Here is an 18,311-nt window from a genome sequence, read left to right on the forward strand (position 1 = left end):
TGTTAAAAATCCTATTCCCTAACTTTTATTTACGCGTCCCTCACTGTAAAAAATATATGGAAAATCAATAAATTATTTTGGATAAAAAAGAGCATGGTGCCCAAAAGAGGACTCGAACCTCCACGCCTTACGGCACAGGTACCTGAAACCTGCGCGTCTACCAATTCCGCCATCTGGGCTTATAAAATTCATCTAAGTGCATGAAGTAACTCTGTCAATAAAATTATAGAATTTATTTTTTCAGCTTAAAACGATAGCATTGAACTTTTGAGGGAGATCATGATTTTAGAAGTTTAAGGTGTGAGGACTGTCTTTGATAAAATTGTTGAATCCGGATTAAATGTGTAAATAATAGGAATGCCGGTCGCTAATTCTTGAGATATAATTTCCTCACTGGAGAGACCTTCAAGCGCCATAATAAGAGCACGAAGAGAATTTCCATGTGCTGCGATCAAAACAGTTTGGGAGCGCAAAATATAAGGCTGGATATGGTAAAGATAATAAGGCCAGATGCGCGCACCGGTATCGCGTAGGCTTTCTCCATTCGGTGGCGCAATCGTATAGGAGCGGCGCCACATTTGCACTTGCTCCTGCCCCCATTGTTGGCGTACTTCATCTTTATTTAAACCAGAAAGATCACCATAATTACGTTCATTTAATGCTGGATTTTTTATCACTTCTAAATCTGATTGTCCCATTTGCTCTAAAATGTGCTGAGCGGTTTTTTGAGCTCGCTGTAAGGCAGATGTATAAGCGATATCAAACCTCAAACCATATTCTTTCAGTTTTTTTCCTGCTGCTATCGCTTCTGCATGACCTTTTTCTGTTAAATCGGGATCTTTCCAACCGGTAAAAAGGTTTTTGAGATTCCATTCACTTTGTCCATGACGAATTAGTGTAAGTATGCGTCCCATTATAAATTGCCTCTATTCTATTGATTGTTTAAAATTCATCGTTCAATCCCAAAACATCGAACATTGAATAAAGACCGCTTTCATGATTTTGTGCCCATAAAGCTGCTTTTAATGCGCCATTGGCAAAGATAGAGCGTTCTTGCGCTGTGTGTGAAAGAACAATGCGCTCATTGGAACCAGCAAAAATGACACTGTGTTCTCCAACAACTGTCCCACCACGTGAACAGGAAAAGCCAATGGTGCCTTTTTTGCGTTTACCTATATGACCATTACGTTCGTTGACACACACATTTTTAAGCATAACATTGCGTCCTTCAGCTGCTGCTTGGCCAAGAAGAAGGGCTGTTCCAGAAGGAGCATCAACTTTGTTAGCGTGATGCATTTCATAAACTTCGATATCAAAATCATCGGCTTCTAATGCTTTAGCGGCTTTCTTTACAAGGTTGGCTAAAAGATTTATTCCAAGGCTCATATTCCCGGATTTGACAATAGTTGTATATTTCGCAAAATCTGCAATTTTTTCTTCTTCTTTTTTGCTAAATCCTGTGGTGCCAATAATATGGACAAGGCTTTTTTGAGCAGCGTAGTTAGCATAAAGAATGCTAGCTTCTGGTTGTGAAAAATCTAAAATACCTTCTGTATTAGAAAAGGCATTTTCGGGATCATCAGTGATACTAATCCCAAGAGAATCTGAACCAATTAATGCACTGGCATCTTTTCCTACAAACGGTGAACCTTTACGTACAAGAACAGCACAAAGCTCTACATCTTTCCTCTGCTGGATTGCTGTAATGAGTTCACGTCCCATTCTTCCATTTGCACCAACAACTGTAAGGCGCATTTTTATCTCCTTATGATACTTTACTGTGCAGTATAGGCAAATTCTTGTCTTCTTTCCAATGGTTCTTTTTCTTTATAGAAAATTTTTTTCCTGCTTTAATTTATCTTGTTGTGCTGTAAAACACTGTTGTTTAGAGCAAGTGATATAAGATCTACAAATTTAAATAGAGATGTTTTTCGTTAGAGTGTGTGATGAATATTCTTAAGTAAGGTTTGCTTATGAAATCTAATGAAGATTGTGTATTACTTTACGCTTTTGTTTCTTTCGTTCTTTAAAGGGGAGCGTTCTTCATGCAAAATAAGATCTTCCAAACAAAATAGACCTATGTTGTCAATTCATACGCTTTTCTTAAAGAAATATATTTATCAATTCTTCTAAACTTATTTTATGATAGTGCTCGTGAGTGGTATCACGAGAGAGTATCCATGAATAATATAAAATCTATTCTGCGCCATTATCTTTATGCTTCATAAATAGAGCAAATCAGCATTATCATCCGTTTTGTTAGCCTTTAATGTTTTAACTTAGTCATTTTCACTCATCAATTCCATTTGTGACGCATAAGAAAACGATTATTTATCATTGTATATAAATACGTTATCCATAAATAAAATTACGTAAAAAGGGGTAAAAACAAGGGGCTAACAAGAAGTTGGATTGTTTACATACAAGAGTTGGGCGGATTCTTCATCTTTTAGGAAAGTCAGTTGAAAAAATTGTTATGTTGTAAAAACGCATGATGAGGCTTTGTTTATTATAGAGAAAATAGGATATATATTATGCAATGCGTTTTTTCATATATTGGGAAGAATGGAGTATAACATGCGTTAAGTATTGTTATTTTATTTGCCTAGCTTCCAATGATGCTACAGTTCTTGTATTTAAAGAGAGTCTTTAAAATCCTTTCTTAAGTATTTTTTATCCCTGTGCTGATTTTTTTTGTGACACGATAAGAAAGTGATTTTTGTGATTCAATTATAATGGGTTTTATTCTCTGTTTAATACGATCATAAATCAATGTATTATTATATTGTTTATACGCATGCATAAAAATTCATAAACCTATAAATATCCTTTAGATAAAATATCACTTTTATTTTTGTTTGTAAGAGAAGGCTAGAAATCAAGATCTGCATAGTGAGCACTTGCAACAATTCCGCGGACGCGATCTGTTAAAAGAGAACGAAAAGAAGGACGTGATTTAATTCTCATATACCAGTCTTTGGCAGCAGGAGATTGTTCCCAGTCAATTTCCCCTAGAAAGTCAAGTACAGAAATAGAGGCTGCTGCTGCTAGATCTGCATAGGACAAGGCAGAACCGACTAAGCTATCGCGAGAGGCACAGAGCCAATTGAGATAGTTCATATGTGGTAAAATATTGGCACGTGCATTGCGTAAAATTTGTGAATTAGGAGCACCACCGCCAATGGCAAGTGGCATTTCACGTTTATGGATTCGTTCTCGTACGATATGGCGCGTTGCTTCATTTTCGAATTTATTTAAGAACCAGTCATTGAGACGGCGTACTTCCGCACGATCTAAAGGATTTTCTGGAAAGAGCTTATTTTCTTGTCGTAAACTTCCATGTGTTTCGTCTAAATATTCGCAGATAACAAGAGGACCTGATAATGGAACCTCGTGTTCATCGAGAAAAACAGGAACATGACCAGCGGGATTGAGGGCTAGAAATTCGTGTCTTCTTGCCCATTCATATTCTTCAATCAGTTGAGTGGTTACACCATATTCTCCAAGAATGAGGCGTATGAAGCGCGAGGCAGAGGATAGGGGAGAGTGAAAAAGTGTCAGCATAATTTACACTATCAAATAGAGTTGAAGAGAATTCTTTCAAGTAATCATTTTTATAAAGATGCTTGACTAGAAGTACAAGATCATTAGTAGTTGCTAGTAATTATAATTAATAAATTGTTAATGACTAGGAATTGTTCTCTTATGCGATGGTTTGCAAAATGGCAGCACGTAATTCTTCTAAACCGATAGCTTTTTCTGAAGAGGTTACAAGAAGCTCAGGATAAGCTGCTGGGCGTTTAAGAAGCTTTGTTTGTGTGCTCATAATTAATTTTTCCAAAGCATTTGATTTGATTTTATCGCTTTTTGTCAAAACAATGTGATAAGAAACAGCTGCTTTATCAAGGAGAGCAAGAACATCTTCATCATTATTTTTGATTCCGTGCCGTGAATCAATCAAGATATATACACGTTTTAACGTTGTGCGCCCCCGTAAATAGCTAAAAATCAAATTTGTCCACGCATCAACAAGATTTTTAGGAGCAGCAGCAAAACCATAACCAGGCATATCTACTAATGCTAGAGGGGGAAGGTCTCCTAGTTGCCCACTGAATCCATCGGGGACAAAATAATTAAGCTCTTGAGTCCGTCCTGGTGTGTTTGAGGTACGTGCTAAGCTTTTTTGTTGGACGAGCGCGTTGATTAAAGATGATTTTCCAACATTGGAACGACCTGCAAATGCAATTTCTGGTGGTCCTTCAGGGGGGAGAAAGTGTATTGCTGGTACACCACGAATAAAAATCCAATTGCGAGAAAAAATTCCAGAAAGGGAAGAATCTCTTGTCATTAATGCACTTCTTTTTTGGGTGATTTTCTCCAGATGGCTTTCAGATTATCAAAAAGCTCAATTTTAACTCCTTGGCGCTTCATCATGATGCCTTGCTGAATAATTGATAATATATTGTTCCATGCCCAATAGATGACGAGACCAACAGGGAAAGAGGCGAGCATAAAAGTAAAGACAACAGGCATCCATGTGAATATCATCGCTTGGGTTTGGTCTTGAGGAGCAGGATTCATACGCATTTGTAAAAACATCGTTATTCCCATAATCAAAGGCCATGCACCAATCATAAGAAATGTTGGCGTTGTATATGGCAAGAGACCAAACAAGTTAAAAAGAGAAGTTGGATCAGGTGCCGCTAAATCTTGAATCCAGCCAAAGAAAGGTGCATGGCGCATTTCAATGGTGATATAGAGAACTTTATAAAGAGCAAAGAATATTGGAAATTGAACCAACATTGGCCAACAACCGGCAAGAGGATTAATTTTTTCAGTTTTATACAGATCTATTATTGCCTGTTGCTGCTTGGTTCGGTCATCGGGATATTTTTCTTTTATTTCTAGCAACCGCGGTTGTATAAGTTTCATACGCGCCATAGATTTATAAGATTTATTGGCTAGAGGGAAAAGAAGTGTTTTTAAGAGCACTGTGACAAGAAGGATGGCGATACCAAAATTTCCTGTTTGCTTATAAAGAATATCAATGAGGGCAAACATTGGTTTGGTGATGAAATCAAACCAGCCCCAATCAATTAAAAGAGCAAACTTTTTAATTTTTAGGTCATTTTGATAATTATTAATAATTTCAACTTGTTTTGCACCAGCAAAAAGACGATTTGTAACAGTTTTTGTTTCATTTGGGGCAATCGTTAAAAGCGACCCTAGCAAGTCAGACTGATAATGCGTTTGCAAACGATCAAAATAAATAAAACGGCTTGTATATTCTTTATTTTGCGGGGGAATAACTGCTACAGCCCAATATTTATCGGTAATACCAATCCAACCTCCTGTTACTTTGGAAAAAGTCATGCTTTTTTGCCCATTATCAGGATTTGGGTCAAGCTCTGCTAAGGTTTTATATTTTTCAGTTTTGAGCGAATCTCCTGCAATACCTATCATACCTTCATGAAGTAAATAGGTTGCATTTGTATGTTCTGGTGGTGCTGCACGTGCAACGCGGGCATAGGACGAGAGATGTATTGGTTGATCACTTTCATTGCTGATAGAATCCTCAATGGTAAACATGAAATGATTATCAACAGAAAGGGTCCGCCGGAAGATTTGTCCCTGCCCATTATTATAAATTAAAGTGATGGGTGTTGAAGGGGTCAGGGTTGTGTTGTTTCCCTCTATTTTCCATTGTGTATCAGATTGTGGCAAAGCCTTTGCTGGCAAAGATGCGCTGGTAAAACCAAACTCAGCAAGATAGGTTGTTTTGAAGCCTTTAGGATTTAGCAAATCGATTTCCGGTGATTTTTTGTCGACTGTTAAACGATATTTTTTGAGGTGAAGATCATCAAATTGGGCACCAACAAGATTAATAGAGCCTTCCAATTCATTGGTTTTGATCGTAATACGCTCTGTTTTGTCCAATACAGCTTTCCGGATTTCAGGTGTCATGGGCTGTTCGATGATAGATGTAGCTTGATACGTTGAGATATCATCAGAAAAATCTGTCGTGGTAGTAGAAAGGACTGATTGTTGTTTTGACAATTGCTGTGCGATGATTTGTTGTTTTTGTAACTTTGCTTGTTTGGGAGCAACATGAAGAAATTGCCATGCGATGAGCACTACGAAAGATAAGCCAATAGCGATAAAGAAATTGCGGTTATATTCCATCCGTACACCCTTGTTGTTGCTGATGTTTTATTTTTGGTTTTATTCGCCGATTTAATTCATTAATCAAGGATGTAAAAGGTGCATGTAACACATCACGGTACGCTACAATGACATAGTCTGTTCCTGCTTCCATGTGGTTTGTTACACCAACTCTCACGGCCTCACGCAAGCGCCTTTTAATACGATTACGTTTCACAGCATTACCGTTTTTACGAGTAACAGTGAAGCCTACACGTGCAAAAAAAGAATCTTTTCTTTCTGTTGTTTGTTCACGAGATTTAACTTCGAGCAAAAATAAAGGACCACGTCGTTTTTCTCCTGTACGGACAGCCAAAAAGTCTGCTCTTTTGCGAATACGGCAGGGATGTTTTTTCTTCATAAAAGAATATTTCGCAATTTCATTAAATGTCTGCAAGCAGACATTGTAGGTTCATAATAAAAGTTTCACAACGAAGAAACGATGAGCAATCCTCAACGGTTGTGAAAATTTAAATGGTTAAGCAGAAAGCCGTTTACGTCCACGAGCACGTCTTGCAGCAATAACTTTACGTCCTCCAGCTGTGGCCATGCGTGCACGAAACCCATGGCGGCGTTTACGGACAAGTTTAGAGGGTTGGTAAGTACGTTTCATTTATTTAAATACCGCAGAGTGCGGCCCTTCTTAATCTTCGTTTTATGAGTAGTTATGCGCGAGATAAACAATTTTATCCTATCATACGGCTGTTAACCCATAAGGAAAAATATAAAAAAAGTCAATCTTAGATTGTTTTTCTCTCTCTTGAAAGAATACAAAACACCTTATAACTATTTGTAACGCTTTTTTACAATACTGTAGGAGTGTTAGAAAATAACGATTGAATCTACAGAACATAAATGGCTAGGGCCTTAAAGAATTAAAGAAGGTGTGACTGATTACTGTATGCTCAATTTAAAATATCCTTTAAGATTAAGAGTTTTTTTCAGTTTTTGTTTTTACAAAATTTTTATCAGAATATTCATTAAAGTGGTTGTAGCACAAATGTGATTGATAGGATTTTATAGCAGATTTTATGTTTGAGCTTCTTTATTTTAAGGATGGTTTCATATTTTTAAAGAGATAAGAGATGTATACTTTATAATGCTGAGTTAAAGTAGAAAATTATCAGGTGATGAACCTTGTAAGTATTTTTCGTTCTTATGCTTATATTTGCTGGTATTTTTATAGAGAGGAAAGAACATGGATCTTATCACAAGTGAGGCTGTCCGCAACGTATTACGTACAGTCAAAGGACCAGATCTTGAAAGCGATATTGTGTCGTTGGGTCTTCTTTCAGAAATATTGATTGCTGATGGTAAGGTTTTCTTTTCCATTACAGTTCCTGATGGAGGTGTGCAAAAATGGGAATCATTGCGTCGTTCTGCTGAAAAGGTGGTATGTGCTTTGGAGGGAGTGAAATCTGCTGTTGTTACACTTACAGCAGAAAAAATAACAAAGACAGCACCTAGTCGGAGAGCAAATCTCTTACCGATCAAAATGCCCATAGAAGGTGTGAGGCATGTGATTGCTGTTGCTTCTGGAAAAGGAGGGGTCGGGAAATCTACGATGGCAATAAATATCGCCTTAGCTTTACAAGATTCTGGTTTCAAGACGGGGGTGATGGATGCTGATATTTATGGTCCTTCGTTGCCACGTTTGACAGGACTTGTTAATCAAAAACCACAGCTTATTGGAGAAAAAAAGATTCAACCTCTTGAAAAATTTGGACTTAAATTGATGTCGATGGGATTTTTGGTGGAGGAAGAAAAGCCGGTGGTATGGCGTGGTCCTATGGTTATGGCAGCTGTAACGCAATTGTTACGAGATGTTGTATGGGGGCCTTTGGACGTTTTAGTCGTTGATATGCCGCCAGGTACAGGGGATGCACAATTAACGCTTGCGCAACAGGTACAATTAACGGGTGCGTTGGTTGTTTCTACACCTCAGGATCTTGCTTTAGTTGATGCGCGTAAAGCGATAGAAATGTTCATGAAAGTCAATGTTCCTATTTTAGGACTCATTGAGAATATGAGTTGTTTTATCGCTCCTGATACAGGAAAACGCTACGATATTTTTGGCTATGGTGGTGCACGGGCAGAAGCAGAACGTCGAGAGGTCCCTTTCTTAGCAGAAATACCGCTTGATCCAGCTTTACGATTGTCTTCAGATGAGGGCGTCCCTATTTTTGTTGCTAAGTCTAGTGAAGAGCTTGCTAAACTGTATCGTACAATTGTTGATCAAATAAAAAATCAACTCTTTTGAATATATGTTTATTTAAAAGAATTTGCAAAATGCAATCACGAAAGACAGAAAAATGTTGCTTTTTTGTAAGGAAAAGAGGGAACCTTAATGCTTGAGTGGAGTACGAGAGGTGAAACAAACAAAAAATGAGCCATGCACTTGGGTAATCTGAAGGGGAACTCAATCGGAGCGGCTGGAGCAGTGAGGTGGAAAAATATTGGCATTGGTGCGAAAAGAAGAAGATAGAAAATAAAAATAATTTAGGGAAATGGTAAAAGGTTGTAAAAAATATTTAACAATCACTTTTTTGCGATAAAAGCATCTTGAAGATTAATCGGAAAATTTATCCCTATCTACTTAAATTAAAGGGATGGGTGTTTAAAAAGCCCATTTATCTTGCTCTTGAAATATGTATAGCAGGTAATGTTATCAAACCATATTCAAGAAAAACTCAATGAAAATATCAATAACCTTCTCTTATTGAGAGGATAAAAAATGCTGGTCAAGCCTTTTTAGAAGCATTTATTTTTTGAAAAGTAGCTTCAATAGCTGTTGTTAAAGCACGTCTTCCCCCTTGATGAGAAAAACAATTTGACAAAAATTCATTTGTTCCCCCCTTTGTTGAAAACTCTTTTTCAAGGAGTACAAAATCGAGAGATGTAGCACAATCCGTTGCTATAATTTTACGCATTTCATCTGTAAGATTACCAAACATCATGGTAAGAAATTCTGCTGATTGCTGTTGTTTTAACCCCTGTGTTATAAACCATTGATGGGCTGTTTCTATAAAATTAAAATATATGCCCATAAGTGAACCAGCAGTCATAAAAAGATTAAACTGCTCTTCCTTATCCAGCACCAATGTACCCCCCAATGCATCAAATAGAGCGCGTAAAAAGGGATGATCGGGATAAATTGGTGTCAAATTTTTACACTCTGCAACAAAAGGTAGAGGAACAGCACGATAAACTTTATGGTTGATCCATTCTTCTACTTCTGCTGCTTTTGCCATAGCAAGTACGGAAATAACCAGCTGTTCTGGACGAAAGCGAAGAGAACGCAAAACGTTTTCTGCAATTTGGTTAGGCAAGCAAAGAAAAACGTAATCACTCACATCGAGCAACATTTGGTTATTTTCAGCAATCATAACCTTATCATATGTGCATGAAAGATGCTCTGCTGTTTGTGCATTGCGAGGTGAAACAATAATGGAAGAAACGTCAAAGGTGCTTGTCATGAGGCCATTGACCATTGAAGCACTGATTGTGCCCGTTCCCAAAAAGCCGAGTTTCATTTCTCTTCCTCATTTTTATATTTTAAAAGGAATCTCAATTAACAGTTTATGTGTTTTAACTAACATAGATGCTAATTGAGGAAGCAACACATAAAATAGCAAGAATAATCAAGCCCAAATAGACTTTTGGTTTGTCAAATAGAACAGCAAAAGCAGAAAACCAACCAACAATAGCTGCGGCTAATGCAAATAAAAACCCCGGTTTATTCATAAGAACAATATGCATTGCCATTAAACCACCAATAATTAGCGCTCCAAAAACAATGAGCAAACCTGTTGCAAACTTTTCATAATCATCCATATTTCGCTCCTTATAGTGCTCAAATTGTTACACACTTTTTAACGCATATGCATATAAAAACGAAACGTTTTTTATTGGGTATGGTTAAAATTGGCGCCTCCTCTTATTTATTAGATGTAAAAAATGCGGGGATATGCTGTGGCCAACGCCAAGGTAAAACTGCAATCAAATCAAAACGTACAGACAAAAAGGCATAATCCTTTTGCCGTGCTAGCCAAATATCGGCTGCTGCCTCAATTCGCTTTTCATTTATTCGAGAAACTGCTTCCATTGCTTCGGCTAATGTTGAACGCGCTTTGACTTCAACGATTAAAACCAAATTTCCACGTCGTGCAATTAAATCAATTTCACCACATTTTGTTTTAAAACGCATTTCGGCAATGTGAAACCCTTTGCAACGCAACCACCATGCTGCCAATTTTTCTGCACGAACTCCTCGATAAAAAGACTTTTGTCTCTGTTTTTTTTGTATAGTCTTAATTTTATGCATTTTTTAAAAAATTTAACCGCTGAAAAAGTTCCTGCTTTTTAAAACCGGTCTTTTTTGCAACCAAAGCTGCTGCCTGAGCAGCAGAATGTGTCCGCGAGAGTTCTAATAACATTTCATCAACTTCTTGATCACTCATTACGTTTAAAGAAGATGATGATTCTCCAACAAGTACAACAATTTCTCCACGAATATGTGATTGTTTTTTGTAAGATTCCAACAAATTCCCCAAATTGGAAGCATCCACTGTTTCAAATTTTTTTGTTAATTCACGACAAATTGCGGCAGGTCGATCAGCCGAAAAAAGCGTGACCATATCCTGTAAAGTTTCAACAAGACGATGCGGTGATTCATAAAAAATCAAAGTCGCTGGAATCTCTTTTAATTGTTCCAATCGTTTTTGACGCTGTCGCTTGCGTGCACTCAAAAAACCTGCAAAGAAAAAGCTATCCGTAGGAAGCCCTGTCGGTATAAGAGCGGCTAAAAGAGCTGATGCTCCAGGGATCGGAATAATTTTATGACCAGCTTTACGTGCCTTTTCTACCAATCGAAATCCGGGATCAGAAATAAGTGGCGTTCCCGCATCGGAAACAAGCGCTACCGTTTTGTTTTCTGCCAAAGCGGCTAAGAGCTTCGGACCCGCTTTTTGCGCATTATGTTCATGATAGAGAAAAGTTTTTTTCTGAATACCATAACGTTGCAACAAAACACGTGTTACCCGCGTATCTTCACACGCTAAAATATCAATTCCTGCAAGCACTTGCAAAGCACGAAGCGTAATATCTGCAAGATTTCCGATAGGCGTTGCTACAAGATAAAGCCCTGGTTCTATAACGGGGGCAGAATAAGCATGCGCACCTATAAAATATGCTCTTTCACACATGCTCTTTTCTTTTCATCAAATTCCCCTCACACAAGATTTTTATTCATACTCATAAGCTTTATAAGCCATTTTTGTTCATTTTTTACCAGTACATTTTTTATCATTACAAAGGCTTACTTTGCTCGAATAGTTGATACTCCCACAATACAATAGTTTTACCTTCATATTCACTAACATTATCATCTGTTTTTCAGCATGATCTTTTTCAAAAAAACAGATTCCAGATGTAGCCAATATCTTATCAGCTCTATAATTTTCTATAAAGTTTTTCCTTCGAGAACAAAAAACAATTTTACCTGTGCCTATATTTCACGCTTGGTTGTGCTCTTTTACAAGCTAAACTTTCTCGATTATTTCCATAACGCCCATCTTTCAAATACTCCATTGATATTCAAACTGTTCTTCTGAGTAAACGTAAGCAGATCCTTTTAAAACACAAACAACTCGCTATATCGTTATTGATCAAATATAAGCCTTTCTTAGAAAAATATTTCATTTTGTCCTATTCTCTTCTCCCTTAACAGATATAAAGAATATCTTAAAAACTTTTAAGATTTATTTTTATCTTAATTATTTGATTTATAATGGATAATTTATTATTTTTTGCCTATAGAGTAGGCGCCTTAAATATCGTAAAATTATCTCATTTTAACGCCTTTTATCATCAATGAATCAAAATCATTTATGTGCATCACAAGGAGGATTTGTGTGTCGTTAAAGACGAGTAAAAAAGGAGTAAAATGCCTTTTTGAGCTCTCTTAAAGCAAAGGCTATCGCAACATTGGAGTTAGCAAAGAAAGTGATGCTGCCGGTTTATACTTTTTATTGCGTTATGGAACTATTCATTGACGAGAATACGTGATATTTTTCTCAAGATTTGTCACGAAAGAATTGTTCGATATGTCTTGAGAGCTATCTTTTAAAAATAAATCCATAAATAAACAACACAAGTCTGTTTTAATTTTAGGCGTTTTATTTTTTTGAAGGATATGCTCCTATAAAAAATGCAGGTCATAAAAGCAGGGACAATATGTGATCTCTCTTTTTAAAAGATAGTGTGATGTTTTTGAAAGTCGTAAAACCGCATGACAAAGATGATGATAAAGATGGAAACGAATTTCTTCCTTTCAGACTTCATATTCTTACTCAATGAAGCAGTCTTTTCGTTTCAGGAATTACTCAAATAGAATATGCAAGATTTTTGCTCAGGATACAAAAGCTGGAATGACTCGCTTTCATTCACCTTTATCTTTCTTTACATATATGCCGCTTGTGTTCGATTTGGATGTTGATTTACAAGTTACAGCGAAAGTACAAGCTTTATAAAGAAAATACACTATAAAACGCGTAATAGAATGGTCATGAATTGGAAAGACATTTGGGCTTTGTCAGATATTATTTCCAATAATGATAGCGCTTATGGCTTTTTATTCTTATGGTGTTTTTACACATTCTTTGCATTACATCTGTAAAGGTTAGATGCAAGACAATGTATAGCCCCCCTTGATTTGAGCGTAAAAAGTTGATGTGATACTCAGATTTTGGGATGTCTTTATCAGTAGAAACATATTGAGAGTGATTAAATAAGCATGCTCTGTGTATGCAATATTTTATTTTTTCTACATTCATCCGTGGTTTTCTTTAGTGAAAATTGTTTGGCAAAGGATAGGAGATAAAACAAACTCGAAGCATATCTCCATGGGTTTTATTCTTGGCTTTTTGAAACGATTGAGTTTTCTTATGAGGAGGCTAAAAACATTTTGAATCATGGGGGAGGGAGCAAAGTGGAGCTACAGCTTTGTCTTTGTACAGACTGTTGAGAGTAGAGTCTGTATTTTTATAGCAGAATGGTTAAGATATCTTCATTCTTGTTTTGTTATTAAGATAAAAAATTTTTTATAAAAATATGTTATGTTTTTTATTGAAAAAAGTCATACGGTGGGGAGAGTCTTTTATATTGAGAATAGAGTCCATTTTACACTGTGAAAGAACGTGATTGATAGATTTATGATCTGAGGAAATATTTTTATTCAATGTGTTTTGTAGATTTCAATTTTAGCAAAAAGAACAATGATCATTAGCGGGGGTTACATATTGGGATAGAAGGGGCCTTCATTACCTTGCGGACAGGTCCAAGTGATATTTTGGTTCGGGTCTTTGATGTCGCATGTTTTACAATGTATGCAATTTGAAGCGTTTATCATATAAGTCAGATGATCATTATCCTCTAGCCACTCGTAGACAGCGGCGGGGCAATAGTTTGTGGAAGGTCCTCCGTAGATTGCATATTCAGAGTCCTTTTGCTTTTTTAATGAGGCTATTTTTAAATGGCAAGGTTGATTTTCTTCATGATGCGTATTGGAAAGGGCAACACTTGAAAGGCGATCAAAGGTTATAACGCCATCTGGTTTTGGGTAAGAAATGGGTTGAAATTTTTCTGCTGGTTCAAGGCATGCATAATCTTCCTTTCCATGGGAGAGTGTTTTAAATAAGGAAAATCCGAACAGTTGTTGCCACCACATATCAAAACCAGCAAGTTTAATTCCATATTTTGTCCCATATTTTGCCCAGAGCGGTTTGGCATTTCGCACTTTATAAAGATCTTTGCCAATGAGCCCTTTTCGCCATTGTTCTTCGATTTCTTTAACCTCATCATGGGCACGCCCTTGAGCAAGAGCGGTAGCGATTTTATCGGCAGCTAATATGCCAGATAAGATGGCATTGTGTGATCCTTTGATACGAGGAACATTGACAAATCCAGCAGAGCAGCCAATAAGTGCTCCACCAGGAAAGGTGAGTTTTGGTACAGATTGCCAACCTCCTTCGCTGATAACACGTGCACCATAGGAAAGACGCTTTGCACCTTTAAAGACTTTATAGAGTTTTGGATGTGTTTTAAAACGTTGAAATTCTTCAAAGGGAGAAAGATAAGGATTTTTGTAATCTAAGTGCACAACAAAACCGACAGAAATGATATTGTTTTCTTGGTGATAAATAAAGCCACCACCACCGGTATTATTGTCTAAGGGCCAACCCGTGAAATGTTGTACTAAACCGCGTTGGTGTTTGTTGGGATCAATTTCCCAGAGCTCTTTGAGACCAAGACCAAATTTTTGTGGTTCACGATTTTTGCTAAGGTTGAAATGTTGTATCAGTTGTTTTGCAATTGAGCCGCGTGCTCCTTCGGCAATTAAAGTATATTTTGCCAATAAAGCCATACCAGGCATATAATTTTTTCCAGGAGTTCCATCTTTGTTAAGCCCCATATCACCGGTGAGAACACCAATAATCGCTTTGTTATCGTTTTGGATAATCTGTGTTACGGCAAAACCGGGATAGATTTCAACACCCAATGCTTCAGCTTTTTTGCTTAACCAGCGGCAAACGTTTCCAAGCGAAACGATATAACATCCGTCATTTGATAAGATTTTGGGATGCAGAATATTGGGAAATATTGTAGCTTTTTGAGGCTTTAGAAAAAAAAACTGGTCATGGGTAACAGGGGTCGTGAAGGGATGATCATTGTCATTTCGCCATTCTGGTAAGAGTGTATCGATACCAATGGGGTCAATAACTGCGCCAGAGAGAATATGGGCACCAACTTCGGTCCCTTTTTCAACAATTGTGACAGAAAGCTCAGGATTAATTTGTTTCAAACGAATTGCGGCAGAAAGCCCTGCAGGTCCTGCTCCGACAATGACTATGTCAAACTCCATACTTTCACGTTGGTCATGTAGAGGTGTTTTCATGGCTTATAAAGCTTTCTCCAATTCTGGAATAATTTGGTGGAGATCACCTACAAGGGTGTAATCGGCAATTTGCATGATGGGAGCTTCTTCATCGTTATTAATGGCAACAATAATTTGTGCATCCATTATACCGGCTAAATGCTGGATTGCACCGGAAATGCCAACGGCGATATAGAGTTCAGGGGCAACGACCTTTCCTGTTTGTCCAATTTGCCAATCATTGGGAGCATAGCCTGCATCCACTGCTGCGCGGCTGGCACCTAAAGCAGCATTTAATTTGTTTGCAAGAGGAAGAAGCAGGGCCATAAATTTCTCTTGAGAACCAAGACCACGCCCGCCTGATATAATAACACGGGCTGAGGTGAGATCAGGACGATCACTTTTGTTTGTCTCTGCTTTTACGAAAGAAGAAAGATTTGGATTGGGAGCTGGTGTTATTGTTTTAATGGGAGCAGAATTATTTTGGGAAGGCGTTGGGGTGAAAGAAGCGGTGCGAACTGTTATAATTTTTTTATAATCATTGGTTCGTACAGTTTCAAATGCATTGCCTGCATAAATTGGTCGTTTGAAGGTATCAGGTGAAAGAATGGCGGTAATATCTGAAATTTGCATAAGATCAAGGAGAGCTGCTACGCGCGGCATCACATTTTTCCCAGTACTGTTGGATGCTGCCATGATCACATCATAATCATTTGCTAACGTGAGAATTGTATCTGCCATAGGCTCGGCAAGTTGATGGACTAAATAGTCTGCTTTTGCAATAAGAACTTGCCGCACACCATCAAGTTTAGCACTGTTTTCCGCTATCGTTTGAATTTTTTCTCCGCAAACCAGAATATCGATATCATTACTGAGTGCACGCGCAGCGGTGAGTACTTTTGCGGTTTCTTCTGTATTATGATCGGCCAGTAAAAGAATTGCCATAAGTTTTTACCCTTTTATGTAAGTGTTGCTTTTACTCTAGTGGTGAGAATATTAAATGCAGTTCTTTTGTTTTAGCGCACTGACAAGCTCTCCTACATTAGCTACTTTAATACCGGATTGACGGGGTTTGGGTTCTTCAACGCTTAAAATTGTTAAGCGTGCTTTCGTATCGATGCCAAGATCAGTCAGCGCTTTTTGTTCAATGGTTTTCTTTTTTGCTTTCATAATATTAGGGAGAGAGGTGTAGCGCGGTTCATTGAGCCGTAGATCGGCGGTCATAACCATGGGAAGGGGAAGAGAAAGGGTTTGTGTTCCATTATCAACTTCACGAATAACTGTAGCATGCCCATTTTCTATGTTAAAATGTGAGGCAAAAGTTGCCTGTCCCCACCCAAGAAGAGCGGCGAGCATTTGTCCTGTTTGGTTGCTATCGTCATCAATCGCTTGTTTTCCTAAAAAGACCGTATCAGGTTTTTCTTCATCAACTATGGCTTTGAGAATCTTAGCAATTGCTAAGGGTTCAAGTGTTTGATCCGTGGTGACAAGAAGTGCGCGATCAGCCCCCATTGCAAGTCCTGTTCGTAGAGTTTCTTGGGCTGCTTCTGGTCCGATTGAAACAAGAATAACTTCTGAAACTTTACCGGATTCTTTCTGGCGAATTGCTTCCTCTACGGCTATCTCATCAAAAGGATTCATAGACATTTTTACGTGAGACAGATCAACGCCTGTGCTATCGGGTTTGACACGTATTTTGATGTTATAATCAACAACACGTTTGACAGCGACAATTATTTTCATGATGATCCTCTTTATTGTATGATTACAAGTTTATAGCAATACTCATAAGAAACAAAATTGTTTAGAATGAAGTCTTATTTATAACTTGTGTTTTCTTTCATATAAGCTTTTTTTACGTTTACTTGTACTTTCTTGTTGTCATTTTCAATCTTCATATCTTTTGCATTGCCATAATTGCTTTATTTGCTTGAATAAAAAGTAAAAAAATCACTCTGTCTTATGAGAATATTTTTTTCATTTTATATGCTCTGTTTATGATGGCGCATCAGGGGCTTTAGGCAATGAAAAAATTAAGTGAAAAAAATAAAAATGGGGGAATGATTTTGCTCTTCAAATCTTGAGGACAAAAAAATAGAGATTTTTCTTTCAAATATTTTAAATAAAGATTGGGGCGAAATATTTCTAACAAAAAAGTTTTTGGGCATTCTTAAAGCTCTATTTACTAAAATAGAGCACACTTTATTCATCATTTGTGCGATTCTTTTCAAAAAGGTTAATGAGGGGTAAGCGTTTGTGAATACGAAGGGTCATACGATCGACCAGCCGATCAATCAGGTTAGGAATGATAAATTCTCTTCTTTTATTGAACAGAAGGAGAGAACGGATGCGTCTATGGATGTAACGATGTCGGATATTGCTCAAAAATTACGCACTGTTCATGCACAAATGCAAATGAAGCATTCTTCCCGTTCTTTGATAGAGCAGGGGGCTTTAGAAGAGCATTTTAAATCTTACTTAGATGATATTAGTCGGGCCATTTTGGCTGAATATTATATCCGTCGTCAAAGGGAAAAAAAGCTTTTTGAATCTTTAGAGCAGATTAAAACAATTGTTCAAAGTTTACAGAGTGAAAAAAAGAGCTTAGAAGAAGCAGCGGTAACACGACCGGTGTCTCGTTCAAAATTTCCTGATTCTGTTGTACAGAAACTTGCTCATATGGAATATGAGGGAAATAAAGAACGCTTATCACTTCAAAAGGTTCAAAATTTTTCGAGACAAAACGGTATAATTCCACTCCAAACAAATGTTAAAAATGTGGTGCAGAAAGAAAATAAAAGCTCTTTGCCAAGTGATACTATGAAGCCTTCTTTTAAAAAGGTTGAGGGAGCCGTAGAGCGTGCTTCAATAGAAAAAAAGGATATGGGTATTCAGGCACCTAATCGTGGCATTGAGAATGATTTTTCTTCTTTAAAGGCGCAGTCTCAAGAGAGTGTTTCGTTTTTATCTCATTTGGTAAAAAAAAGTGTTCTTTGTTTTTTAACCGTTGCATTTATGGTAGCGATAACGTTATGTCTTTACAGCGTTTTAAAAGGAGCGCGTTTTTTTTAGTTTTTATGATGTTGATGTTAATAGATGTGAAATGTATTGCGCATTCGTGGATTATGCGAAAGTTGTATAGCAATTAAAATTATCCTTTTAAACACGCAACAGAGAT

The 18,311-nt window shown here is 37.3% G+C and carries 16 protein-coding genes and 1 tRNA gene; 2 read left to right on the forward strand and 15 right to left on the reverse strand.

All coding sequences use genetic code 11. The features are described 5' to 3' along the window. Positions 1 to 94 precede the first annotated feature (94 nt). The 8 genes from ACFIN0_RS07195 to rpmH all read right to left on the reverse strand — a co-directional run bounded on the left by ACFIN0_RS07195 (position 95) and on the right by rpmH (position 6,814). A tRNA-Leu gene (locus tag ACFIN0_RS07195) sits at positions 95 to 179 on the reverse strand. 114 nt (positions 180 to 293) lie between these two features. Next, positions 294 to 914 carry a 2,3-bisphosphoglycerate-dependent phosphoglycerate mutase gene (locus ACFIN0_RS07200; RefSeq protein ID WP_375607302.1) on the reverse strand — a complete coding sequence of 207 codons (621 nt, stop codon included), beginning with the start codon at positions 912 to 914 and terminating at the stop codon, positions 294 to 296. A 28-nt stretch (positions 915 to 942) separates the two neighbouring features. Continuing rightward, positions 943 to 1,755: a 4-hydroxy-tetrahydrodipicolinate reductase gene (gene dapB / locus ACFIN0_RS07205; RefSeq protein WP_375607301.1), complete on the reverse strand. Its 813-nt coding sequence runs from the start codon at positions 1,753 to 1,755 to the stop codon at positions 943 to 945. Between the two features lie 1,116 nt (positions 1,756 to 2,871). Next, the gene (locus ACFIN0_RS07210) at positions 2,872 to 3,564 is read right to left on the reverse strand and encodes a glutathione S-transferase family protein (protein WP_375612254.1); all 693 of its coding nucleotides are present in this window, start codon (positions 3,562 to 3,564) and stop codon (positions 2,872 to 2,874) included. A 139-nt stretch (positions 3,565 to 3,703) separates the two neighbouring features. After that, complete coding sequence (gene yihA / locus ACFIN0_RS07215; RefSeq protein WP_375702210.1) at positions 3,704 to 4,348, reverse strand: ribosome biogenesis GTP-binding protein YihA/YsxC; 645 nt, start codon at positions 4,346 to 4,348, stop codon at positions 3,704 to 3,706. After that, positions 4,348 to 6,183 carry a membrane protein insertase YidC gene (gene yidC / locus ACFIN0_RS07220; RefSeq protein WP_375702211.1) on the reverse strand — a complete coding sequence of 612 codons (1,836 nt, stop codon included), beginning with the start codon at positions 6,181 to 6,183 and terminating at the stop codon, positions 4,348 to 4,350. The genes yihA and yidC overlap by 1 nt, the downstream gene beginning before the upstream one ends. Further along, positions 6,173 to 6,562 carry a ribonuclease P protein component gene (gene rnpA / locus ACFIN0_RS07225; protein ID WP_375702212.1) on the reverse strand — a complete coding sequence of 130 codons (390 nt, stop codon included), beginning with the start codon at positions 6,560 to 6,562 and terminating at the stop codon, positions 6,173 to 6,175. Before rnpA ends, yidC begins: the two co-directional genes overlap by 11 nt. A gap of 117 nt (positions 6,563 to 6,679) precedes the next feature. Then, a complete protein-coding gene (gene rpmH / locus ACFIN0_RS07230; protein WP_005864709.1) occupies positions 6,680 to 6,814 on the reverse strand; it encodes a 50S ribosomal protein L34 in 135 nt (44 codons plus the stop codon). Positions 6,815 to 7,399: 585 nt separating this feature from the next. Here rpmH and ACFIN0_RS07235 point away from each other — a divergent pair. Beyond that, positions 7,400 to 8,461: an Mrp/NBP35 family ATP-binding protein gene (locus tag ACFIN0_RS07235; protein WP_375608506.1), complete on the forward strand. Its 1,062-nt coding sequence runs from the start codon at positions 7,400 to 7,402 to the stop codon at positions 8,459 to 8,461. A 481-nt stretch (positions 8,462 to 8,942) separates the two neighbouring features. On the opposite strand, the gene ACFIN0_RS07240 is transcribed toward ACFIN0_RS07235, so the two are convergent. The 7 genes from ACFIN0_RS07240 to ACFIN0_RS07270 all read right to left on the reverse strand — a co-directional run bounded on the left by ACFIN0_RS07240 (position 8,943) and on the right by ACFIN0_RS07270 (position 16,876). Beyond that, a complete protein-coding gene (locus tag ACFIN0_RS07240) occupies positions 8,943 to 9,734 on the reverse strand; it encodes a pyrroline-5-carboxylate reductase (protein WP_375608507.1) in 792 nt (263 codons plus the stop codon). Positions 9,735 to 9,789: 55 nt separating this feature from the next. Then, complete coding sequence (locus ACFIN0_RS07245) at positions 9,790 to 10,035, reverse strand: hypothetical protein (RefSeq protein WP_375607294.1); 246 nt, start codon at positions 10,033 to 10,035, stop codon at positions 9,790 to 9,792. Positions 10,036 to 10,138: 103 nt separating this feature from the next. Then, entirely contained in the window at positions 10,139 to 10,507 is a 369-nt protein-coding gene (locus ACFIN0_RS07250) for a YraN family protein (protein ID WP_375607304.1), read from the reverse strand. A 10-nt stretch (positions 10,508 to 10,517) separates the two neighbouring features. Then, complete coding sequence (rsmI, locus tag ACFIN0_RS07255; protein ID WP_375607293.1) at positions 10,518 to 11,405, reverse strand: 16S rRNA (cytidine(1402)-2'-O)-methyltransferase; 888 nt, start codon at positions 11,403 to 11,405, stop codon at positions 10,518 to 10,520. A gap of 2,087 nt (positions 11,406 to 13,492) precedes the next feature. After that, positions 13,493 to 15,154, reverse strand: coding sequence for a 4Fe-4S dicluster domain-containing protein (locus ACFIN0_RS07260; protein ID WP_375702213.1), 1,662 nt, complete (start codon positions 15,152 to 15,154; stop codon positions 13,493 to 13,495). Between the two features lie 3 nt (positions 15,155 to 15,157). Then, positions 15,158 to 16,078 carry an electron transfer flavoprotein subunit alpha/FixB family protein gene (locus ACFIN0_RS07265; protein WP_375702214.1) on the reverse strand — a complete coding sequence of 307 codons (921 nt, stop codon included), beginning with the start codon at positions 16,076 to 16,078 and terminating at the stop codon, positions 15,158 to 15,160. Positions 16,079 to 16,129: 51 nt separating this feature from the next. Continuing rightward, entirely contained in the window at positions 16,130 to 16,876 is a 747-nt protein-coding gene (locus tag ACFIN0_RS07270) for an electron transfer flavoprotein subunit beta/FixA family protein (protein WP_375702215.1), read from the reverse strand. Positions 16,877 to 17,389: 513 nt separating this feature from the next. Between ACFIN0_RS07270 and ACFIN0_RS07275 the strand changes: the two genes are divergently transcribed. Continuing rightward, positions 17,390 to 18,205: a hypothetical protein gene (locus ACFIN0_RS07275; RefSeq protein WP_375702216.1), complete on the forward strand. Its 816-nt coding sequence runs from the start codon at positions 17,390 to 17,392 to the stop codon at positions 18,203 to 18,205. The last annotated feature ends 106 nt before the right edge of the window (positions 18,206 to 18,311 follow it).

Source organism: Bartonella sp. AA89HNZF, assembly GCF_042196905.1.
Lineage (GTDB): Bacteria > Pseudomonadota > Alphaproteobacteria > Rhizobiales > Rhizobiaceae > Bartonella.